The organism is Streptomyces sp. NPDC094032, from assembly GCF_040303965.1.
GTDB lineage: Bacteria > Actinomycetota > Actinomycetes > Streptomycetales > Streptomycetaceae > Streptomyces.
The window spans coordinates 15,240-32,223 of the sequence record NZ_JBEOUE010000005.1; the positions used below are offsets into that span (position 1 = coordinate 15,240).

Consider the following 16,984-nt stretch of genomic DNA (forward strand, 5'->3'; position numbering starts at 1 on the left):
GACACGGTCTACGCGCCGCGCTCCTTGAGCATGTCCGCCATCAGCTTGATCTCGGACTGCTGGGCGTCGACCATGCCCTGCGCGAGGTCCCGCTCGACGCCGGGCACACAGCGCTCCACACAGCCCTGGGCCATGTGGATGCCGCCCTTGTGGTGCTCGGTCATCAGCTTCAGGTACAGCACCTCGGCGTCCTTGCCGGAGGCCTTGCGCAGCCGGTCCAGGTCGGCCCGGGTCGCCATGCCCGGCATGAGCGCGCCGTCCTCGCCGCCCATGGCCATGTCACCCATGCCCATCCAGGTCATCGGCTCCACCCCGGACTGCACCTTCGGCAGCCCCCACATGTCGAGCCAGCCCAGCATCATGCCGCGCTGGTTCGCCTGGGTGTTGGCGATGTCGTACGCGAGGCGGCGCACCGCCTCGTCCTGGGTGCGGTCGCGGACGATGAAGGACATCTCGACGGCCTGCTGGTGGTGGACGGCCATGTCACGGGCGAAGCCCGCGTCCGCCGACTCCGTCGTGGGCGTGGCGGGACCGTTGTCGCGGTCCGCGGAGGCGACGGTGACGGCGCCCCCGGCGAACAGCAGGGCCAGGACCACGGCGGTGACGGACGCCCACTGCGTCCGGTTCAGCTTCACTGGCCCATCCCGGCGCCGCCCTGACCGTCCGCGCCGACCCCGCCGGTGCAGGCGGCACCCGGCTCGGGGGTCTGCGGGCCGCTGACGTACTTGCTGAAGAAGGCGTCGACCCGCGGGTCGCTCGCCCCGTCCACGGTCACCTGCTTGCCCCAGGCGCTCAGCATGATGGCGCCGGACTGGTCGTCGACCGGGCTCATCAGGGAGTACGGGGTCTTCTTGACCTTCGCGCTCAGCTTCTCCACGTCACCGGGGGCGGCCTTCTTGTTGTACGTCACCCAGACGGCGCCGTGCTCCAGGGAGTGCACCGCGTTGGTGTCGTTCACGGCCTTGTCGTAGACGTCGCCGTTGCAGTTCTGCCAGACCGGGTTGTGGTCCCCGCCGACCGGCGGCTTCATGTCGTACTTCACCGGCGTGGTGACGTGGTTGCGGCCCAGCTTCTTGGCGTCCCAGTCCTTCTCGCCCTTGATGGGGGCCTTGGCGGCCGCCGCCTGCTGGTCCTTCTCCTTGTTCTCCTTGGTGATGACCCAGCCGCCGAAGCCGACCAGGCTGAGCACGACGACGGAGGAGAGACCGATCGTCAGGAGGCGGTTGCGGCGCTCACGGGCCTGCTCGGCGCGGCGCGCCTGCTCTATCTTGGCGCGGCGGTCGGCGGTGGTGGAGCGGTTCGCGGCCATGGTGGTGTCGTCCTTCTCGGAAGTTCGGAAGTAGATAAGAAAAGTGCGAACGAACGTGAGGGGAGAACCCGGCCGCTCACGTCCGCAGGACTTGAAGGACGTGCAGGTCCGGCGCGCGGGGCTGCGCGCCGGGGCGGGGTGCCGGACCGGAGTGGTGCGGTGCGGCGGGGCGCGGGGCCCGTCCCTCCAGGTGCAGCGGCGCGTCCAGCGGCGGGGCGCTGAGCACCGCGGGGGAGAGGGACGGGAAGAGGGAGCAGCCCCCGGGGTCGTACGGGCAGACGTACTCGTCGACGACGGAGGTGTGGTGGCCCGCGGCCCGAGTGTGGCCGCCCGGGCCCTGTTCGGCGGCGGCCGGGTCGGCGACGCCCAGACAGAGGAAGAGCGCGCCGAGGAGCGTCGCCACGGCACTCGCCAGTGCCAGGGGACGCGCGTGTCGCGGCGGGCCGATGAGCCGGGAGGCTCCCATGGGCGCCGATCGTAGTGGTTGAAAGGGATCCTTGGGCCGAACGGGGGACCACTGGGTACCGGAAAGATGCCTGACCGGCGCCGCTTTCCGGCCGCTTTCCCGTTACCTCCGTCACAGCGGAGCAGGCACTATGGGTGTGCAACGTGCACGAAACCATGTGGTGGGATGCTCAGGTGCCCCCCGATGTGCCCGAGGCGGTGGGAGCAGGCGGCCTGACCAGCGAGGATGGGTGTGGAAATGGACAAGCAGCAGGAATTTGTGCTCCGTACGCTCGAGGAGCGCGACATCCGCTTCGTGCGTCTGTGGTTCACCGACGTGCTGGGCTTCCTGAAGTCGGTGGCCGTGGCTCCCGCCGAGCTGGAGCAGGCCTTCGACGAGGGGATCGGCTTCGACGGCTCCGCGATCGAGGGCTTCGCCCGCGTATACGAGTCGGACATGATCGCCAAGCCGGACCCGGGCACCTTCCAGATCCTGCCCTGGCGCGCGGAGGCCCCCGGCACGGCCCGGATGTTCTGCGACATCCTGATGCCCGACGGCTCGCCGTCCTTCGCGGACCCGCGCTATGTCCTGAAGCGCGCCCTCGCCAAGACCTCGGACCTGGGCTTCACCTTCTACACCCACCCCGAGATCGAGTTCTTCCTCCTGAAGGACAAGCCCCTCGACGGCACCCGCCCCACCCCCGCCGACAACTCGGGCTACTTCGACCACACCCCGCAGAACGTGGGCATGGACTTCCGCCGCCAGGCCATCACCATGCTCGAATCGATGGGCATCTCGGTCGAGTTCTCCCACCACGAGGGCGCGCCGGGCCAGCAGGAGATCGACCTGCGCTACGCGGACGCGCTCTCCACGGCCGACAACATCATGACCTTCCGCCTGGTCATGAAGCAGGTCGCCCTGGAGCAGGGCGTCCAGGCCACGTTCATGCCGAAGCCGTTCTCGGACTACCCGGGCTCGGGCATGCACACCCACCTCTCCCTCTTCGAGGGCGACCGCAACGCGTTCTACGAGTCGGGCTCCGAGTACCAGCTCTCGAAGGTCGGCCGCTCCTTCATCGCGGGCCTGCTGAAGCACGCGGGCGAGATCTCGGCCGTCACCAACCAGTGGGTCAACTCCTACAAGCGCATCTGGGGCGGCTCGGGCCGCACCGCCGGCTCCGGCGGCGAGGCCCCCGCGTACATCTGCTGGGGCCACAACAACCGCTCCGCGCTGATCCGCGTCCCGATGTACAAGCCCGGCAAGATGGGCTCCTCCCGCGTCGAGGTCCGCTCCATCGACTCGGGCGCCAACCCGTACCTGACCTACGCCGTCCTCCTCGCGGCGGGCCTCAAGGGCATCGAGGAGGGGTACGAGCTCCCCGCCGGCGCCGACGACGACGTCTGGGCCCTCAGCGACGCCGAGCGCCGCGCGATGGGCATCGAGCCCCTCCCGCAGAACCTGGGCGAGGCCATCGCCCTGATGGAGCGCAGCGAACTGGTCGCGGAGACCCTCGGCGAGCACGTCTTCGACTTCTTCCTGCGCAACAAGAAGCAGGAGTGGGAGGAGTACCGCAGCGAGGTCACCGCCTTCGAGCTGCGGAAGAACCTGCCGGTTCTGTAGGGGGCGAGGGCTTGGGGGCCGTGGACCTTCTCCCGACCGTCCCGAACCGGATCGCGAACGCGTCCCTGGGCGTGGTGCCGTCCGTCGCCTTCGTGCTCCAGGCGTCGGAGGCCGGCTGGGCCCTCGCCGCCGCCCTGGCGTGCCTGCCGCTCGCGGTGCGGGGCTGGCGGATGGGGGTGCGGTGCGAGCAGGGGCACCTGGTGGTGCGCGGTTTGGTGTGGTCGCGGCGGATCGAGCGGGGCCGGATCACCGGGCTCACCGACTTCCCCGCGGTGCGCTGGATCGATCGGGGCGGCCGGCGCCGGTGGACCCCGGTGCTGGCCCTCGTCCGCGCGTCGGGGGAGCCGGCCAGTGCTGACGACCGCAAGCGGGAGAACGAGGCCCGCCTGCGGCGATGGGTGGCCGGTCGGCGCCGTCGCCGGTGAGCCGGGCCCGCGCCCGGGCCGAAATCCGTTGCGCCCGCCCCCGCGCTCCCCGAGACTGCCGCCAATGACTGAAACGAAGATCATCGAGACGGACCGGCTGGTCCTGCACCCCCTCTCCTTCGGCGACGCCCAGCGGATCGTCGACGCCCGGCCCGCGGCCGGGGAGCGGTGGGCCGCGGAGTATCCCGGGATCGGCGACACCGCCAGCGCGCGGGCCTTCCTCGCCGGGATCGCCGAGCGCGGCGACCCCGGGATCTACCGCCCGTACGCGATACGCCTGCGCGCCGAGGACCTCGTCATCGGCGGCATCGGCTTCCACCGGCCGCCCGGCCCCGACGGTGTCGTCACCATCGGATACGGGCTGGTGCCCGCGTTCCGGGGGCAGGGGTACGCCACCGAGTCCCTGCACGGGCTCATCGGCCGCGCCCGCGAGGCCGGGGCCACGGCCGTGCGGGGCGACGCGAACCTCGACAACGTCGCCTCGCAGCGGGTGATGGAGCGGGCGGGGATGGCGTACGAGGGGGAGGACGAGACCGTACGCAACTACCGCATCGTGTTCCCCCGCGCGGCCACGCCCTAGCGCTCCGACAGCTCCGTCGGCGCCTCCTGGACCACCCAGCCGTTGCCGTCCGGGTCCTCGAAGGTGAGGAAGGAGTTCCAGGTCTCGCCCTTGCCCTCCACCCAGCCCGTCGCACCTACGTGCATCACCGGCGACACGTCCACGCCCGCCTCGACGAGCTGGTTCCGGGCCCCCTCGATGTCGGTGACGCACAGCTGGAGGCCGTGCAGCGTGCCGGGGGCCATGTCCTTGCTGCCCGGGAACGGGGGCATGCCCTCGATCAGGGTGAGCGAACAGCGGGAGCCCGGCGGGGTGATCTGGACGATCCGCATGCCCGGCGCGACCTCCTGGTCCAGGTCCACCTTGAAGCCGCACTTGTCGGCGTAGAACTCCTTGGCCCGGTCCAGGTCGGTGACGGGGACGGGGACGACTTCCAGGGTCCAGTTCACGTTCGAGACTCCTCGTATCGTGTGATGACAGCCCCGCCACCCTCGCAAAGAAAGCGTCCGGCGCGCACCTCGAAACGCCAACCGGGCCCCGCGCCGGATAGGCTCGTCCGGGGGCTGGACCGACCGGTGGAGGGAGCGGCGGCATGACGGTGCCGGGACGCAGGAGCAGCACGTTCAGCAGGCTGCTGCGGCACGGGTTCACCGATCCGTCCGCCGCCGAACGCCTGCTCGACCTGGAGGAGCTGGCCGCCCTGCGCGGCGACCCGGTGCTCCTCGACGCCCTCGGCGGCACCGCCGACCCCGACCTCGCCCTGCGCGGCCTGGTCCGGCTCGTCGAGGCGCAGCCCGAGGCCGAGCGCCCGGCGCTCACCACCACGCTGCTCTCCGCCAAGCCCTTCCGCGACCGGCTGCTCGGCGTCCTCGGCGCCTCCGAGGCGCTCGCCGACCACCTGGCCCGCCACCCCCACGACTGGCAGGCCCTCGTCACGTACGAGGCGGCCGATCTGCACCCGGGCGTCGCCGACTTCGAGCGCGGGCTCGCCGAGGCGACCGACCCGGTCTCGCTGCGGGTCGCCTACCGCCGCTGCCTGCTGGCCATCGCCGCCCGCGACGTCTGCGGCACCACCCATGTCGCCCAGACCGCCGCCGAGCTCGCCGACCTCGCCACCGCCACCCTGCGCGCCGCGCTCGCACTGGCCTCGGCCGCCGCGCCCGAGGACGCCGCCCAGTGCCGGCTCGCCGTGATCGCCATGGGCAAGTGCGGCGGCCACGAGCTCAACTACGTCTCCGACGTCGACGTCATCTTCGTCGGCGAGCCCGCCGAGGGCGCCGACGAGGGCAAGGCGATCCAGGCCGCGACCCGGCTCGCCTCCCACCTCATGCGGATCTGCTCCGAGACCACCGTCGAGGGCACCATCTGGCCGGTCGACGCCAACCTGCGCCCCGAGGGCCGCAACGGCCCGCTCGTCCGCACCCTCTCCTCCCACCTCGCCTACTACCAGCGCTGGGCCAAGACCTGGGAGTTCCAGGCCCTGTTGAAGGCGCGCGCGGTGGCCGGCGACCCGGAGCTCGGCGCCGCCTACATCGACGCCGTCTCGCCGCTCGTCTGGCAGGCCGCCGAGCGCGACAACTTCGTCCCCGACGTGCAGAAGATGCGCCGCCGGGTGGTCGACAACATCCCCGCCGCCCAGGTCGAACGCGAGCTGAAGCTGGGCCCCGGCGGCCTGCGGGACGTCGAGTTCGCCGTGCAGCTCCTCCAGCTCGTGCACGGCCGCAGCGACGCCACCCTGCACAGCGGCACCACCCTCGACGCGCTCGCCGCCCTCGCCGCTGGCGGTTACGTGGGCCGCGCCGACGCCGCCCAGCTCGACGACGCCTACCGCTTCCTGCGGGCCATGGAGCACCGCATCCAGCTCTACCGGCTGCGCCGCACCCACCTCGTCCCGGAGGGGGAGGCGGACCTGCGCCGCCTCGGGCGCTCCCTCGGGCTGCGCACCGACCCGGTCGCCGCGCTCAACAAGGAGTGGAAGCGGCACGCGGCCGTGGTGCGCCGCCTGCACGAGAAGCTGTTCTACCGGCCGCTCCTGGACGCCGTCGCGCAGCTCGCCCCCGGCGAGATCCGGCTCAGCCCCAAGGCGGCAGGCCAGCGCCTCGAAGCGCTCGGGTACGCCGACCCGTCGGCCGCCCTGCGCCACCTGGAGGCGCTGTCCTCCGGGGTCTCCCGCAAGGCCGCCATCCAGCGCACGCTGCTCCCGGTGCTGCTCGGCTGGTTCGCCGACTCCGCCGACCCGGACGCGGGCCTCCTCGGCTTCCGCAAGGTCTCGGACGCGCTCGGCAAGACCCCCTGGTACCTGCGGCTGCTGCGCGACGAGGGCGCGGCGGCCGAGAACCTGGCCCGGGTCCTGTCGGCCGGCCGCCTCGCCCCCGACCTGCTGCTGCGCGCCCCCGAGGCGGTCGCGATCCTCGGCGACCCGGAGGGGCTCAAGCCGCGTGGCCGGGACCACCTGGAGCAGGAGGTCCTCGCCGCCGTCGGCCGCGCGGACGGCGCCGAGCAGGCGGTGGCGGCGGCCCGCGGAGTACGCCGCCGCGAGCTGTTCCGTACCGCCGCCGCCGACCTCATCCGCTCGTACGGTACGGAGGACAGCCCCCGTGAGCCCGACCCCGGCGCCCTCGTGGACCGGGTCGGCCAGGCGGTCACCGACCTCAACGCGGCCACCCTCGCGGGCGCGCTGCGGGCGGCCGTGCGGGCCGAGTGGGGCGACGAGCTGCCGACCCGCTTCGCCGTGATCGGCATGGGCCGCTTCGGCGGCCACGAACTCGGCTACGGCTCCGACGCGGACGTCCTGTTCGTGCACGAGCCGCGCGAGGGCGTCGACGAACAGGAGGCCGCCCGAGCCGCCAACCGAGTCGTCTCCGAGATGCGCCGACTCCTCCAACTCCCCACGGCGGACCCGCCGTTGCTCATCGACGCGGACCTGCGCCCGGAGGGCAAGAGCGGCCCCCTGGTCCGTACCCTCAAGTCCTACGAGGCCTACTACCGGCGCTGGTCGCTGGTCTGGGAGAGCCAGGCCCTGTTGCGCGCCGAACCGATGGCGGGCGACGCCGAGTTGGGCGCGCGCTTCATCGACCTTGCCGACCCCCTGCGCTATCCCACGGAGGGGCTCGGCGAGGACGCGGTGCGCGAGATCCGGCGGCTCAAGGCCCGGATGGAGACCGAGCGGCTGCCGCGCGGCGCCGACCCGACCCTCCACGCCAAGCTGGGCCGGGGCGGTCTGAGCGACGTCGAGTGGACGGTGCAGCTGATCCAGATGCGGAACGGCTGGGCCGAGCCCGGCCTGCGCACCACCCGGACCCGCGAGGCCCTGGCCGCCGCCCACGCGGCGGGCCTGCTCGCCACGGACGAGGCCCAGATCCTGGACGAGGCCTGGGTCCTCGCGACCCGCGTGCGCAACGCGGTGATGCTGGTCCGCGGCCGCCCCGGCGACACCTTCCCCTCCGAGCCGCGCGAACTGGCCGCCGTCGGGCGCTACTTGGGCTACGCCCCGGGCCATGTCGGTGAGATGGTCGACGACTACCGCCGGATCACGCGCCGGGCGCGGGCGGTGGTGGAGGAGCGCTTCTACGGCGCGTAGCCCGCACCGGCACCAGCGACGCGACCGCCGCCAGACCCACCACGAGCAGCATCGACCGCAGCGGCAGTATGGCGCCGGGCCCGTCGTCGAGCACCCCGATCCCGTTCCACACGGTGACGACCCAGGCCCCCGTCCCGGTCAACACCGTCAGCCACACCCCCCGCTCCCCGGAGATCCGCAACCCGATCCACAGCACCAGCGGCATCACCAGCGCCGTGTTCATGAGCGCGGTGGTGAACGCCTGATCGGCGGAGTAGGCCGGCCCACCGGCCCCGAGCGTCGAGGCGGCCTGCCCGGCGAACCCCAGATAGAGGGTGTCGGACAGGATCAGATGCGAGGCGGCAACGGCGAGCGAGGAGACGAACAGGGCCTTGAGGGGCCGGTAGACGGTGATCATGGGCGCGACTATACGCAGGGTGTATACGTGGAGTGCATAGTGGGTCCGGCTGCACCCCGCCCCGTTGTGGGCATCCTTCGTCAGGGTGCGGCAGCGGCGAGCCGCCTTCGGCAGTGTTCCAGGTACCCCGCGAGGGCCAGTTCGAAGGCCGCGTCCGTGCGGCCCTCGGTCATCTCGCCCAGTGCGCGGGCCAGTTGAGGGGTGGCCGTCTCGTCGGTCAGTTCCCACATCGCCTCGGGGGCGGCCATGTCGAGGGCCGAGCCGAGGACCAGGTTCTCCAGGGCGATGATCACCGGCATCACGTCCGCGAGCGGGAAGCCCGCGTCCAGGAGCCGGACGACGGCCTTCTCGTACTGGAGGAGGACCTTGGGCGCGCGGACCGGTGAGGTGGTGAGGAGCGGGATCGCGCGCGGGTGGGCCGCGAAGGCGGCGCGGTAGGAGCGGGCCCAGGCCGCCATGGCCGCGTCCCAGGGCTCCCGGTCGAGCGCGCCGCCGTCGATCGCGTCGCAGACCCGCTCCCGCAGCAGCTCGACTATGCCGTCCCGGCCGTCCACATGGTGGTACACCGAGGCCGTCTGCGCGCCGAGCCGCCGGGCGATCTGCGGCACGCTGAAGTCGCCCTGCTCGTCGACGAGTTCGAGCGCCGTGGTGGTGATGCGCTCCCGGTCGAGGAGGGGTGTGCGCGGCCGGCCCATGAAGGTCTTCCCCCTGTTCAGGTCTTCCCGAATCGTTGGACACGAGGCTACATTGCGCCAACCGAAAGGCTTTAGGTTTCCTGCTCCTGCCGCAGAAGGGCCTCCCCACCCCATGTCGTCCAGCGCCTCCGACAAGCCACCCGGTCTCCGCACCGGCAGCCTCACCACCGCCGACATCTCCTTCTTCGTCGTCTCCGCCGCCGCCCCGCTCACCGTGATGGCCGGCGTCGCCCCCATCGCCCTCGTCCTCGGCGGCATCGGCGCCCCCGCCGGCTACCTCCTGGCCGGCATCACCCTGGCCGTCTTCGCCGTCGGCTTCACCACCATGAGCCGCCATGTCCGCAGCGGCGGCGCCTTCTACGCGTACATCGCCCAGGGACTCGGCAAACCCGTCGGCATCGCCGCCGCGCTCATCGCCATGGTCGGCTACAACGGCATGGAGATCGGCGTCTACGGACTCCTCGGCTCCGCCACCGCCGACACCGCCCACGCCCTGTGGGGCGTCGACCTGCCCTGGCTGCCGATCGCCCTCGCCGGACTGCTGCTCATCTGGTACGGCGGCTACCGCTCCATCGACTTCGGCGCCAAGGTCCTCGGCGTCCTCCTCGTCGCCGAGACCGGCATACTCCTGCTCCTGGCCGGCGGCGTCCTGATCGAGGGCGGCGCGGACGGACTCTCCCTCGGCTCCTTCGCCCCGGGCCACGTGCTCGTCCCCGGCACCGCCGCCGTGCTCGCCTTCGCCTTCTCGGCCTTCACCGGCTTCGAGTCCACCGTCATCTACCGCCGCGAGGCCCGCGACCCCGACCGCACCATCCCCCGCGCCACCTACATCGCGGTCGCCTTCCTCGGCCTCTTCTACGCCTTCGTCGTCTGGACCGTCATCCAGGCCTTCGGCGACGACCGGGTCGTCGCCGCCGCGTCCGACGACCCCGGCGGCCTCTTCTTCGCCGCCATCACCACGTACGTCGGACCCTGGGCCGCCGACCTGATGCACGTCTTCATCGTCACCAGCATCCTCGCCTCGCTGCTCGCCTTCCACAACGCGATCAACCGCTACGGCCTCGCCCTCGCCGAGGAGGGCGTCCTGCCCGCCGCGCTCGGCCGGATCCACCCCCGCCACCGCTCCCCGTACGTCGCCGGCGTCGTCCAGACCGTCCTCGGCGCGGTCGTCGTCCTCGGCTTCGCCGCCGCGGGCGCCGACCCGTACGCCCAGCTGCTGCTCTGGGTCAACACCCCCGGCATGCTGGGCCTGATGGCGCTGATGCTGCTCGCCGCGCTCGCCGTCGTGCGCTACTTCCGCCGCGTCCCGCACCGGGAGGGCGCCCTGCGCACCCTCGTCGCCCCCGGCACCGCCGCCGTCCTGCTGGCCGTCGCGCTCTACCTGGTCGCCTCCAAGGTCCAGCTCTTCACCGGCGCCTCCGCCACCGTGGACGCCGTCCTCGTCGCCGTCGTCCCCGCCGTCTTCCTCCTCGGGCTCCTCCTCGCGTACCGGCTCCGCCGCACCCGCCCCGAGGTCTACGCCCACTTCGCCGAAGAACCGCCCACCGAGCCCCTGGAAACCGGAGACCCCTCATGTCCGCAGAGCCCGCAGCGCCCGACCTCGTCCTCGTCGACGCCCGCCTCCGTACCCCCGCCGACTCCCGCCACACCGCTGTCGCCGTCCGCGACGGACTGATCACCGCCGTCGGCGACGACACCGACGCCCGCGCCTGGCGCGGCCCCCGCACCGAGCTCGTCGACCTCGGCGGCGCCACCCTCACCCCCGGGCTCACCGACGCCCACAGCCACCCCGTCTGGGGCCTGGAGATGTCCGACGGCACCGACCTGTCGGCCGTCACCGACCTCGAAGGACTACGGGCCGCGCTGCGGGCCGCCGAGCGCCGCGAGGGCTGGGTGGTCGGCTACGGCCTCGACCACAACGTCTTCGGCGGACGCCCCCTCCACCGCGACCTGATCGAGGACGCCCTCGACGGCGCCCCCGCCTTCCTGCGCCTCTACGACGGGCACTCAGCCCTCGCCAGCGCCGCCGCCCTCAAGGCCGCCGGCATCGAGGGGCCGCGCGCCTTCACCCAGCGCTCCGAGATCGTCTGCGACGCCGAGGGCCGCCCCACCGGGCACCTGAACGAGCACGCCGCCATGGACCTGATGACCCCGGTCCTGCCCGCCCGGCCCTCCGCCGAGCGCCGCGACCGGCTCGTCGAGCTGCTCACGGCCATGGCCGCCACCGGACTCACCGGCGCCCACGTCATGGACCTCGGCGGCCACGACGTGCCCGGCCTGCTCGCCGCCGTCGAGGCCGCGGGCGACCTGCCGCTGCGGCTGCGCCTCGCCCCCTGGTGCATGCCCGGCGCCACCACCGAGGAACTGGACGAGCTGGTCCGGCTCCAGGGCCTGGCCGGGCGGCTGTGGCGGATCGGCGGCGTCAAGTTCTTCATGGACGGCACCGTCGAGGGCGGCACCGCCTGGCTGGAGCACGCCGACTGCCACGGCCAGGGCACCGACGCCTTCTGGCCCGACCCGGCCGCGTACTCCGCCGCCGTACGGCACCTGCACCGGGCCGGCGTCGGCACCGCCACCCACGCGATCGGCGACGCGGCCGTCCGGCACGTCCTGGACACCGTCGAGTCCCTCGGCGCCGGGACCGGCCCTCGCCACCGGATCGAGCACATCGAGACCGTCCCCGACGACCAGCTGGCCCGCTTCGCCGCGCTCGGCGTCGTCGCCTCGATGCAGCCCCCGCACACCGCGTACACCCGCGCCGACCACAGCGACGAGTGGTCCAAGCGGCTCGGCGACGAGCGCGCCGACCGCGCCTGGCGCTGCCGTGACCTCAGGGACGCCGGCGCGGAGCTGGCCCTCGGTTCGGACTGGCCCATCGCCCACTACGACGCCCGGCAGGTCCTCGCCACCGCGCAGGCCCCCAAGGGCGCGGCCTCGGCCCGGCACGGCCTGACCGGCGCGATGGCCCTGGAGGGCATGACCAGCCACGCGGCGCGCGCGGCGGGCGAGGAGCGCCTGGCGGGCCGGATCGCGCCCGGCTTCCGCGCGGACCTCACCGCCTTCGCCGTGGATCCGGCGAAGGCCCCGGCCGACGAGACGGCCGAGGCCCCGATCCGGCTCACGATCGCCGGCGGAAGGATCACGTTCCGGGCCGGGGAGGTGGGGTAGTACGCGGGGTCCGGAGCGGGGTCCGGAGCGAGGTCCGGAGCCGGCCTCAGCCGAAGGCGACGCTGGACACCCGGGCCTTGTAGAACTTGGCCTCGTACCCGTACCCCGTCAGGGAACGCGTGAAGGACGCGCTTCCGGCGCTGTCGAAGAACTGCACGTACGTGTTCCAGTAGCCCTCGTTCGGGTCCGGGTGGTGCACGGGATCCGTGACGTTGATCGCCTGGAGCCAGAACGACTCGCCGGAGGCGGCCCTGGAGTAGGACTTCACGCCGACCCCGGTGGGAGTCCACAGCTGCGGGGTCGTGCCCGACTTGTCCAGTCGCTTCACCCTGCCGCCCTCGGTGAAGAGCAGGTGTCCGGGGTCGCTGTAGTCGGGGTCGAGGCCGTGGCCGTTGGAGACGGGGATCCGCACGCCGCTGTCCGCGAGCCTGAAGTTCACGCCGGTGCCGGTGCACGCGTACCGGACGAGCAGCTCGGTACCGAGCACCCACAGGTAGGTGCCGTCGTACCAGAGACCGTGCGCTCCGTTGAACTCGAACTCGTCGACCTTGCTGAGGCTCGCGATGTCGTCGGCCTGCCCGTACTTGGGGGCGTAGACGGTGAGGAAACCCTGCCGGGTCACCTGCTTGCCGCCCTCCGTGGTGGTCACCGCGGGGTGGTTGCCAGGGCCACCGAACCCCGTGTCCTGCTGCGAGGACGCGACCACGACGGCACCGACCCCGGGGATGCGTTCGATCGCGTGCGGGTTGCCGTAGGGCCTGGCGGACCAGAGCAGCGTGTCACCGTCGCCGATGTTGACCGCGCCGACCTTGCCGTAGGACGCCGCGACCAGGGCCACCCAGCCCTGCGTGGGGGTTTCCCGGAACCTGACCTCGGACAGATTGGTCCAGGGCTTGTATTCGTTCACGACCACGGTCGGCGGTGTCCAGGCCCACTTGCGGCTCGCCGGCGTCCAGTCCGTGTTGGCCGGATGGATGAGAATCTGGTTGGCCGCCTGCTCGCAGACGGCCACGTCGTACGAGCCCCCGACAGCCTGCGCGCTGGTCGGCAGCGCCAGGGACGCGAGCGGTGCGCCGACGACTGCGGCGGCGGCACCCTTCAGCAACGATCTACGGTTCATTGGCCCCCCACGAGCTCCGGATCTTCAGGGGGGAGAAGCTACCCCATCCGCTGTCCGGAGCCGACCTTGCGCTCCTCGGCGGCGACGTCCGCCGTCTCGGCCGCCGGCGGGCCGCCCTGGGCGACCGGGGCGGCCGGTTCCACCAGGCGGGGCAGCTTGTGGGGGCGGGAGCCGTACCAGAGGTACGAGACGCCGAAGCCGAAGGCCAGGCAGATCATGCCGCCCACCGCGTCCATCCAGAAGTGGTTGGCGGTGGCCACGATGACGACCAGGGTCGCCGTCGGGTAGAGCAGGCCGAGGATGCGCGCCCAGGGCGCCTTGGCGAGCAGGAAGATGGTGACGCCGCACCACAGCGACCAGCCGATGTGCATCGACGGCATCGCCGCGTACTGGTTCGACATGTGCTTGAGGTTGCCGGAGGCCATCGAGCCCCAGGTGTGGTGCACGAGCACGGTGTCGATGAAGTTCTGGCCGTTCATCAGCCGCGGCGGCGCGAGCGGGTACAGGTAGTAACCGACGAGCGCCACACCGGTGGTGGCGAACAGGACCGTGCGGAACGCCGCGTAACGGCCCGGCTGCCAGCGGTACAGCCACACCAGCACACCGATGGTCACGACGAAGTGCAGGGTGGCGTAGTAGTAGTTCATCGACACGATCAGCCAGGTCACCGAGTTCACGGCGTGGTTGACGGTGTGCTCGAAGGCGAGTCCGAGGGAGTGCTCGGCCTGCCAGATCCAGTCCGCGTTCTTCAGCGCCTGGGCCTTCTGCTCCGGCACCGCGTTGCGGATGAGGGAGTAGGTCCAGTAGCTGATCGCGATGAGCGCGATCTCGAACCAGATCGTCGGGCGCCGGGGCATCCGGGACCGCAGGCGCGCGAATCCGCCGCCGGTCACGATGGGTGACGACGGGGTCGTCCGGTTTTCCAAACTCTTCACGGTCGTTTCACCCATAGGAGGAGAGTCTGCCAGATCCCATTCCTCCGACCGATCATCCCTCGGTCGGAGACAGGGCGCACCCGCTCCGACTCAGGAGGGAGTCGCGGCCCGTAGGGGTGCGGAGGCGGTTGAACCGCGAACGACCAGTTCGGGCATGAAGACGAACTCGCTGTGCGGGGCCGGCGTACCGCCGACCTCCTCCAGGAGGGCCCGGACCGCCGCCTGCCCCATCGCCTGCACGGGCTGGCGGATGGTGGTCAGCGGCGGATCGGTGAACGCTATGAGCGGGGAGTCGTCGAAGCCGACCACCGACACGTCCTTGGGGACCTGGAGCCCCTGCTGCCGCGCGGCCCGGATGGCACCGAGCGCCATCATGTCGCTGGCGCAGACGACGGCGGTGCACCCCTTGGCGATCAGCGCGGAGGCCGCGGCCTGGCCGCCCTCCAGGGTGTAGAGCGAGTGCTGGATCAGCTCCTCGGACTCCTCGGGGGTCAGCCCGAACCGCTCCTGCATGCCCTTGCGGAAGCCCTCGATCTTGCGCAGCACCGGCACGAACCGCTTGGGCCCGACGGCGAGCCCGATCCGGGTGTGCCCGAGCGCGGCCAGATGCGTCACGGCGAGGACCATCGCGGCCCGGTCGTCGGGGGAGACGAAGGGGGCCTGCACCTTGGGCGAGAAGCCGTTGATCAGGACGTACGGGACGCCCTTGCCACGCAGCTGGTCGTAGCGGGTGGTGTCGGCCGTGGTGTCGGCGTGCAGCCCGGAGACGAAGATGATGCCGGACACCCCGCGCTCCACCAGCATGTCGGTGAGCTCGTCCTCCGTGGACCCGCCGGGGGTCTGGGTGGCGAGCACCGGGGTGTACCCCTGCCGGGTGAGGGCCTGCCCGATCACCTGCGCGAGCGCGGGGAAGATCGGGTTGTCCAGTTCGGGGGTTATGAGACCGACGAGCCCGGCACTGCGCTGGCGCAGGCGTACGGGACGCTCGTAGCCCAGCACGTCGAGTGCGGCGAGCACGGATTCACGGGTGGCCGCGGCCACACCGGGCTTGCCGTTGAGCACGCGGCTGACTGTGGCTTCACTGACCCCCGCCTGGGCTGCGATGTCGGCGAGCCGCGCGGTCATGGGAGTGGACTGTACCGGTCGCCCGTCGGATTGCCCACCGAACACGGGTTCCGGCCGCCACCGCGGTTCTGGTGCTCGTCTTTCGCAAGTTCTTGCAAGCCGCGGACGGCCCGGGAGGGCCTGTCGGGGCTGTCAAGCGGCCCGTTCGCAACCTTCAGGACACGCGGATGTAACGATCGCCGGGTCTTGCAGAAAGTTCCCGCAAGGTCTTTCGGCTCGTTTTCATCCCTGTTACGTTCCTGGCAACCCGGGGCGCCGCGAGGGAGCGGTCGCATGAGGAAGCTGTTCGACACCCTCGTCCAATCCGGGATCAGTTGAAGGAGTTCACATGCGGCGTGGCATAGCGGCCACCGCGCTGGTCGCGGCCCTGGGTGTGTCCCTGGCGGCGTGCGGAAGCGGCGACGGTTCCACCGGCGGCTCGAAGAGCTCGGGTGAGCTGTCCGGCACCGTCACCTGGTGGGACACCTCCACCGTCGGTTCCGAGGACAAGGTCTTCAAGAAGATCGCCGAGGACTTCACGAAGAAGCACCCCAAGGTCACCGTCAAGTACGTGAACGTGCCCTTCGGCGACGCCCAGAACAAGTTCAAGAACGCCGCACAGTCCGGCTCCGGCGCCCCCGACGTGATCCGCTCCGAGGTCGCCTGGACCCCGGACTTCGCCAACCTCGGCTACCTCGCCGCGCTGGACGGCACCCCGGCCCTGAAGGACCAGGACGACTTCCTCAAGCAGGCCGCCGCGTCCACCAAGTACAACGGCAAGACCTACGCCGTGCCGCAGGTCATCGACTCCATGGGCATCTTCTACAACAAGAAGATCTTCAAGGACGCCGGTGTCGAGGTCCCCAAGACCGTCGACGAGCTGAAGGCCGTCTCCGCCAAGATCAAGCAGAAGACCGGCAAGACCGGCCTCTACCTGCGCGGCGACGACGCCTACTGGTTCCTCTCCTTCCTGTACGGCGAGGGCGGCGACCTGGTCAACGCCGACACCAAGACCGTCACCATCGACCAGCCGGCCGGCGTCAAGGCCTTCAAGACGGTCAAGGACCTGGTCGAGTCGGGCGCCGCCAAGACGGACGCCACCGACGGCTGGAACAACATGCAGACGGCCTTCAAGGACGGCAAGGTCGCCATGATGATCAACGGCCCGTGGGCCGTCGCCGACACCTACGCCGGCAAGGAGTTCGCCGACAAGGCCAACCTGGGCATCGCCCCGGTCCCGGCCGGCTCCGCCGGTCAGGGCGCCCCGCAGGGCGGCCACAACCTCGCCGTCTACGCGGGCTCCAAGAACATGGACGCCTCCTACGCCTTCGTCGAGTACATGAGCTCGCCCGAGGTGCAGACCCAGGTCGCCAAGGAGCTCAGCCTGCTCCCGACCCGCTCCTCGGTCTACGGCAAGTCCGAGGTGGCGATGAACGAGCAGATCAAGTTCTTCAAGCCGGTCGTCGACAAGGCCGTCGAGCGCCCCTGGATCCCGGAGACCGGCAGCCTCTTCGCCCCGCTCGTCACCGAGTACACCAAGGTCCTCACCAACCAGACCACCCCGGAGCAGGGAGCCAAGACGGCGGGCGAGTCCTACCGCAAGCTGCTGAAGGACTGGAAGTAACAA

Annotated in this window: 16 protein-coding genes; 7 read left to right on the forward strand and 9 right to left on the reverse strand. The window is 71.6% G+C overall.

Annotated elements, in window-relative coordinates; translation table 11 throughout:
- Positions 1-8: 8 nt before the first annotated feature.
- The 3 genes from ABTZ54_RS09710 to ABTZ54_RS09720 all read right to left on the reverse strand — a co-directional run bounded on the left by ABTZ54_RS09710 (position 9) and on the right by ABTZ54_RS09720 (position 1,775).
- Entirely contained in the window at positions 9-635 is a 627-nt protein-coding gene (locus ABTZ54_RS09710; RefSeq protein WP_351659235.1) for a DUF305 domain-containing protein, read from the reverse strand.
- Entirely contained in the window at positions 632-1,309 is a 678-nt protein-coding gene (locus ABTZ54_RS09715) for a thioredoxin-like domain-containing protein (RefSeq protein WP_351659238.1), read from the reverse strand. Before ABTZ54_RS09715 ends, ABTZ54_RS09710 begins: the two co-directional genes overlap by 4 nt.
- Positions 1,310-1,385: 76 nt before the next feature.
- Positions 1,386-1,775 (reverse strand): hypothetical protein, encoded by a 390-nt coding sequence (locus ABTZ54_RS09720; protein ID WP_351659241.1) that lies wholly within the window; start codon positions 1,773-1,775, stop codon positions 1,386-1,388.
- A 237-nt stretch (positions 1,776-2,012) separates the two neighbouring features.
- On the opposite strand from ABTZ54_RS09720, the gene glnA2 reads away from it, so the two are divergent.
- From glnA2 to ABTZ54_RS09735, 3 genes are all read left to right on the forward strand, one after another.
- Positions 2,013-3,374, forward strand: a complete 1,362-nt coding sequence (gene glnA2, locus ABTZ54_RS09725; protein WP_132915727.1) for a gamma-glutamylpolyamine synthetase GlnA2 — start codon at positions 2,013-2,015, stop codon at positions 3,372-3,374.
- A 20-nt stretch (positions 3,375-3,394) separates the two neighbouring features.
- The gene (locus ABTZ54_RS09730; RefSeq protein ID WP_351659244.1) at positions 3,395-3,799 is read left to right on the forward strand and encodes a hypothetical protein; all 405 of its coding nucleotides are present in this window, start codon (positions 3,395-3,397) and stop codon (positions 3,797-3,799) included.
- 64 nt (positions 3,800-3,863) lie between these two features.
- Entirely contained in the window at positions 3,864-4,379 is a 516-nt protein-coding gene (locus ABTZ54_RS09735; protein WP_351659247.1) for a GNAT family N-acetyltransferase, read from the forward strand.
- Here the strand turns inward: ABTZ54_RS09735 and ABTZ54_RS09740 are convergent.
- A complete protein-coding gene (locus ABTZ54_RS09740) occupies positions 4,376-4,807 on the reverse strand; it encodes a VOC family protein (protein WP_351659250.1) in 432 nt (143 codons plus the stop codon). The genes ABTZ54_RS09735 and ABTZ54_RS09740 overlap by 4 nt on opposite strands.
- A gap of 143 nt (positions 4,808-4,950) precedes the next feature.
- Between ABTZ54_RS09740 and ABTZ54_RS09745 the strand changes: the two genes are divergently transcribed.
- Positions 4,951-7,938 carry a bifunctional [glutamine synthetase] adenylyltransferase/[glutamine synthetase]-adenylyl-L-tyrosine phosphorylase gene (locus ABTZ54_RS09745; RefSeq protein WP_351659253.1) on the forward strand — a complete coding sequence of 996 codons (2,988 nt, stop codon included), beginning with the start codon at positions 4,951-4,953 and terminating at the stop codon, positions 7,936-7,938.
- Here the strand turns inward: ABTZ54_RS09745 and ABTZ54_RS09750 are convergent.
- Positions 7,889-8,335, reverse strand: a complete 447-nt coding sequence (locus tag ABTZ54_RS09750) for a hypothetical protein (RefSeq protein WP_351659256.1) — start codon at positions 8,333-8,335, stop codon at positions 7,889-7,891. The genes ABTZ54_RS09745 and ABTZ54_RS09750 overlap by 50 nt on opposite strands.
- An 80-nt stretch (positions 8,336-8,415) precedes the next feature.
- The gene (locus ABTZ54_RS09755; RefSeq protein ID WP_351659259.1) at positions 8,416-9,030 is read right to left on the reverse strand and encodes a TetR/AcrR family transcriptional regulator; all 615 of its coding nucleotides are present in this window, start codon (positions 9,028-9,030) and stop codon (positions 8,416-8,418) included.
- 112 nt (positions 9,031-9,142) lie between these two features.
- On the opposite strand from ABTZ54_RS09755, the gene ABTZ54_RS09760 reads away from it, so the two are divergent.
- Together ABTZ54_RS09760 and ABTZ54_RS09765 are read left to right on the forward strand one after the other, a co-directional pair.
- Complete coding sequence (locus ABTZ54_RS09760) at positions 9,143-10,705, forward strand: APC family permease (protein ID WP_351659262.1); 1,563 nt, start codon at positions 9,143-9,145, stop codon at positions 10,703-10,705.
- The gene (locus tag ABTZ54_RS09765) at positions 10,603-12,198 is read left to right on the forward strand and encodes an amidohydrolase (RefSeq protein ID WP_351659265.1); all 1,596 of its coding nucleotides are present in this window, start codon (positions 10,603-10,605) and stop codon (positions 12,196-12,198) included. Before ABTZ54_RS09760 ends, ABTZ54_RS09765 begins: the two co-directional genes overlap by 103 nt.
- Before the next feature lie 46 nt (positions 12,199-12,244).
- Here the strand turns inward: ABTZ54_RS09765 and ABTZ54_RS09770 are convergent, their stop codons facing one another.
- The 3 genes from ABTZ54_RS09770 to ABTZ54_RS09780 form a co-directional block, all read right to left on the reverse strand.
- A complete protein-coding gene (locus tag ABTZ54_RS09770) occupies positions 12,245-13,303 on the reverse strand; it encodes a hypothetical protein (protein WP_351659268.1) in 1,059 nt (352 codons plus the stop codon).
- Between the two features lie 53 nt (positions 13,304-13,356).
- Entirely contained in the window at positions 13,357-14,268 is a 912-nt protein-coding gene (locus ABTZ54_RS09775) for a phosphatase PAP2 family protein (protein ID WP_351659271.1), read from the reverse strand.
- Between the two features lie 75 nt (positions 14,269-14,343).
- A complete protein-coding gene (locus ABTZ54_RS09780; RefSeq protein ID WP_351659273.1) occupies positions 14,344-15,378 on the reverse strand; it encodes a LacI family DNA-binding transcriptional regulator in 1,035 nt (344 codons plus the stop codon).
- A gap of 328 nt (positions 15,379-15,706) precedes the next feature.
- Here ABTZ54_RS09780 and ABTZ54_RS09785 point away from each other — a divergent pair, with 328 nt between their 5' ends.
- Positions 15,707-16,981 carry an extracellular solute-binding protein gene (locus ABTZ54_RS09785; RefSeq protein WP_351659276.1) on the forward strand — a complete coding sequence of 425 codons (1,275 nt, stop codon included), beginning with the start codon at positions 15,707-15,709 and terminating at the stop codon, positions 16,979-16,981.
- The last annotated feature ends 3 nt before the right edge of the window (positions 16,982-16,984 follow it).

What these genes read in the sequence shown, in the direction of transcription:
- ABTZ54_RS09755 (WP_351659259.1), bottom strand. Translation starts at nt 9,030, where the DNA reads ATGGGCCGGCCGCGCACACCCCTCCTCGACCGGGAGCGCATCACCACC.
- ABTZ54_RS09745 (WP_351659253.1), top strand. Translation starts at nt 4,951, where the DNA reads ATGACGGTGCCGGGACGCAGGAGCAGCACGTTCAGCAGGCTGCTGCGG.
- ABTZ54_RS09760 (WP_351659262.1), top strand. Translation starts at nt 9,143, where the DNA reads ATGTCGTCCAGCGCCTCCGACAAGCCACCCGGTCTCCGCACCGGCAGC.
- ABTZ54_RS09765 (WP_351659265.1), top strand. Translation starts at nt 10,603, where the DNA reads ATGTCCGCAGAGCCCGCAGCGCCCGACCTCGTCCTCGTCGACGCCCGC.
- ABTZ54_RS09775 (WP_351659271.1), bottom strand. Translation starts at nt 14,268, where the DNA reads ATGGGTGAAACGACCGTGAAGAGTTTGGAAAACCGGACGACCCCGTCG.
- ABTZ54_RS09750 (WP_351659256.1), bottom strand. Translation starts at nt 8,335, where the DNA reads ATGATCACCGTCTACCGGCCCCTCAAGGCCCTGTTCGTCTCCTCGCTC.
- ABTZ54_RS09735 (WP_351659247.1), top strand. Translation starts at nt 3,864, where the DNA reads ATGACTGAAACGAAGATCATCGAGACGGACCGGCTGGTCCTGCACCCC.
- ABTZ54_RS09780 (WP_351659273.1), bottom strand. Translation starts at nt 15,378, where the DNA reads ATGACCGCGCGGCTCGCCGACATCGCAGCCCAGGCGGGGGTCAGTGAA.
- ABTZ54_RS09715 (WP_351659238.1), bottom strand. Translation starts at nt 1,309, where the DNA reads ATGGCCGCGAACCGCTCCACCACCGCCGACCGCCGCGCCAAGATAGAG.
- glnA2 (WP_132915727.1), top strand. Translation starts at nt 2,013, where the DNA reads ATGGACAAGCAGCAGGAATTTGTGCTCCGTACGCTCGAGGAGCGCGAC.
- ABTZ54_RS09785 (WP_351659276.1), top strand. Translation starts at nt 15,707, where the DNA reads ATGCGGCGTGGCATAGCGGCCACCGCGCTGGTCGCGGCCCTGGGTGTG.
- ABTZ54_RS09720 (WP_351659241.1), bottom strand. Translation starts at nt 1,775, where the DNA reads ATGGGAGCCTCCCGGCTCATCGGCCCGCCGCGACACGCGCGTCCCCTG.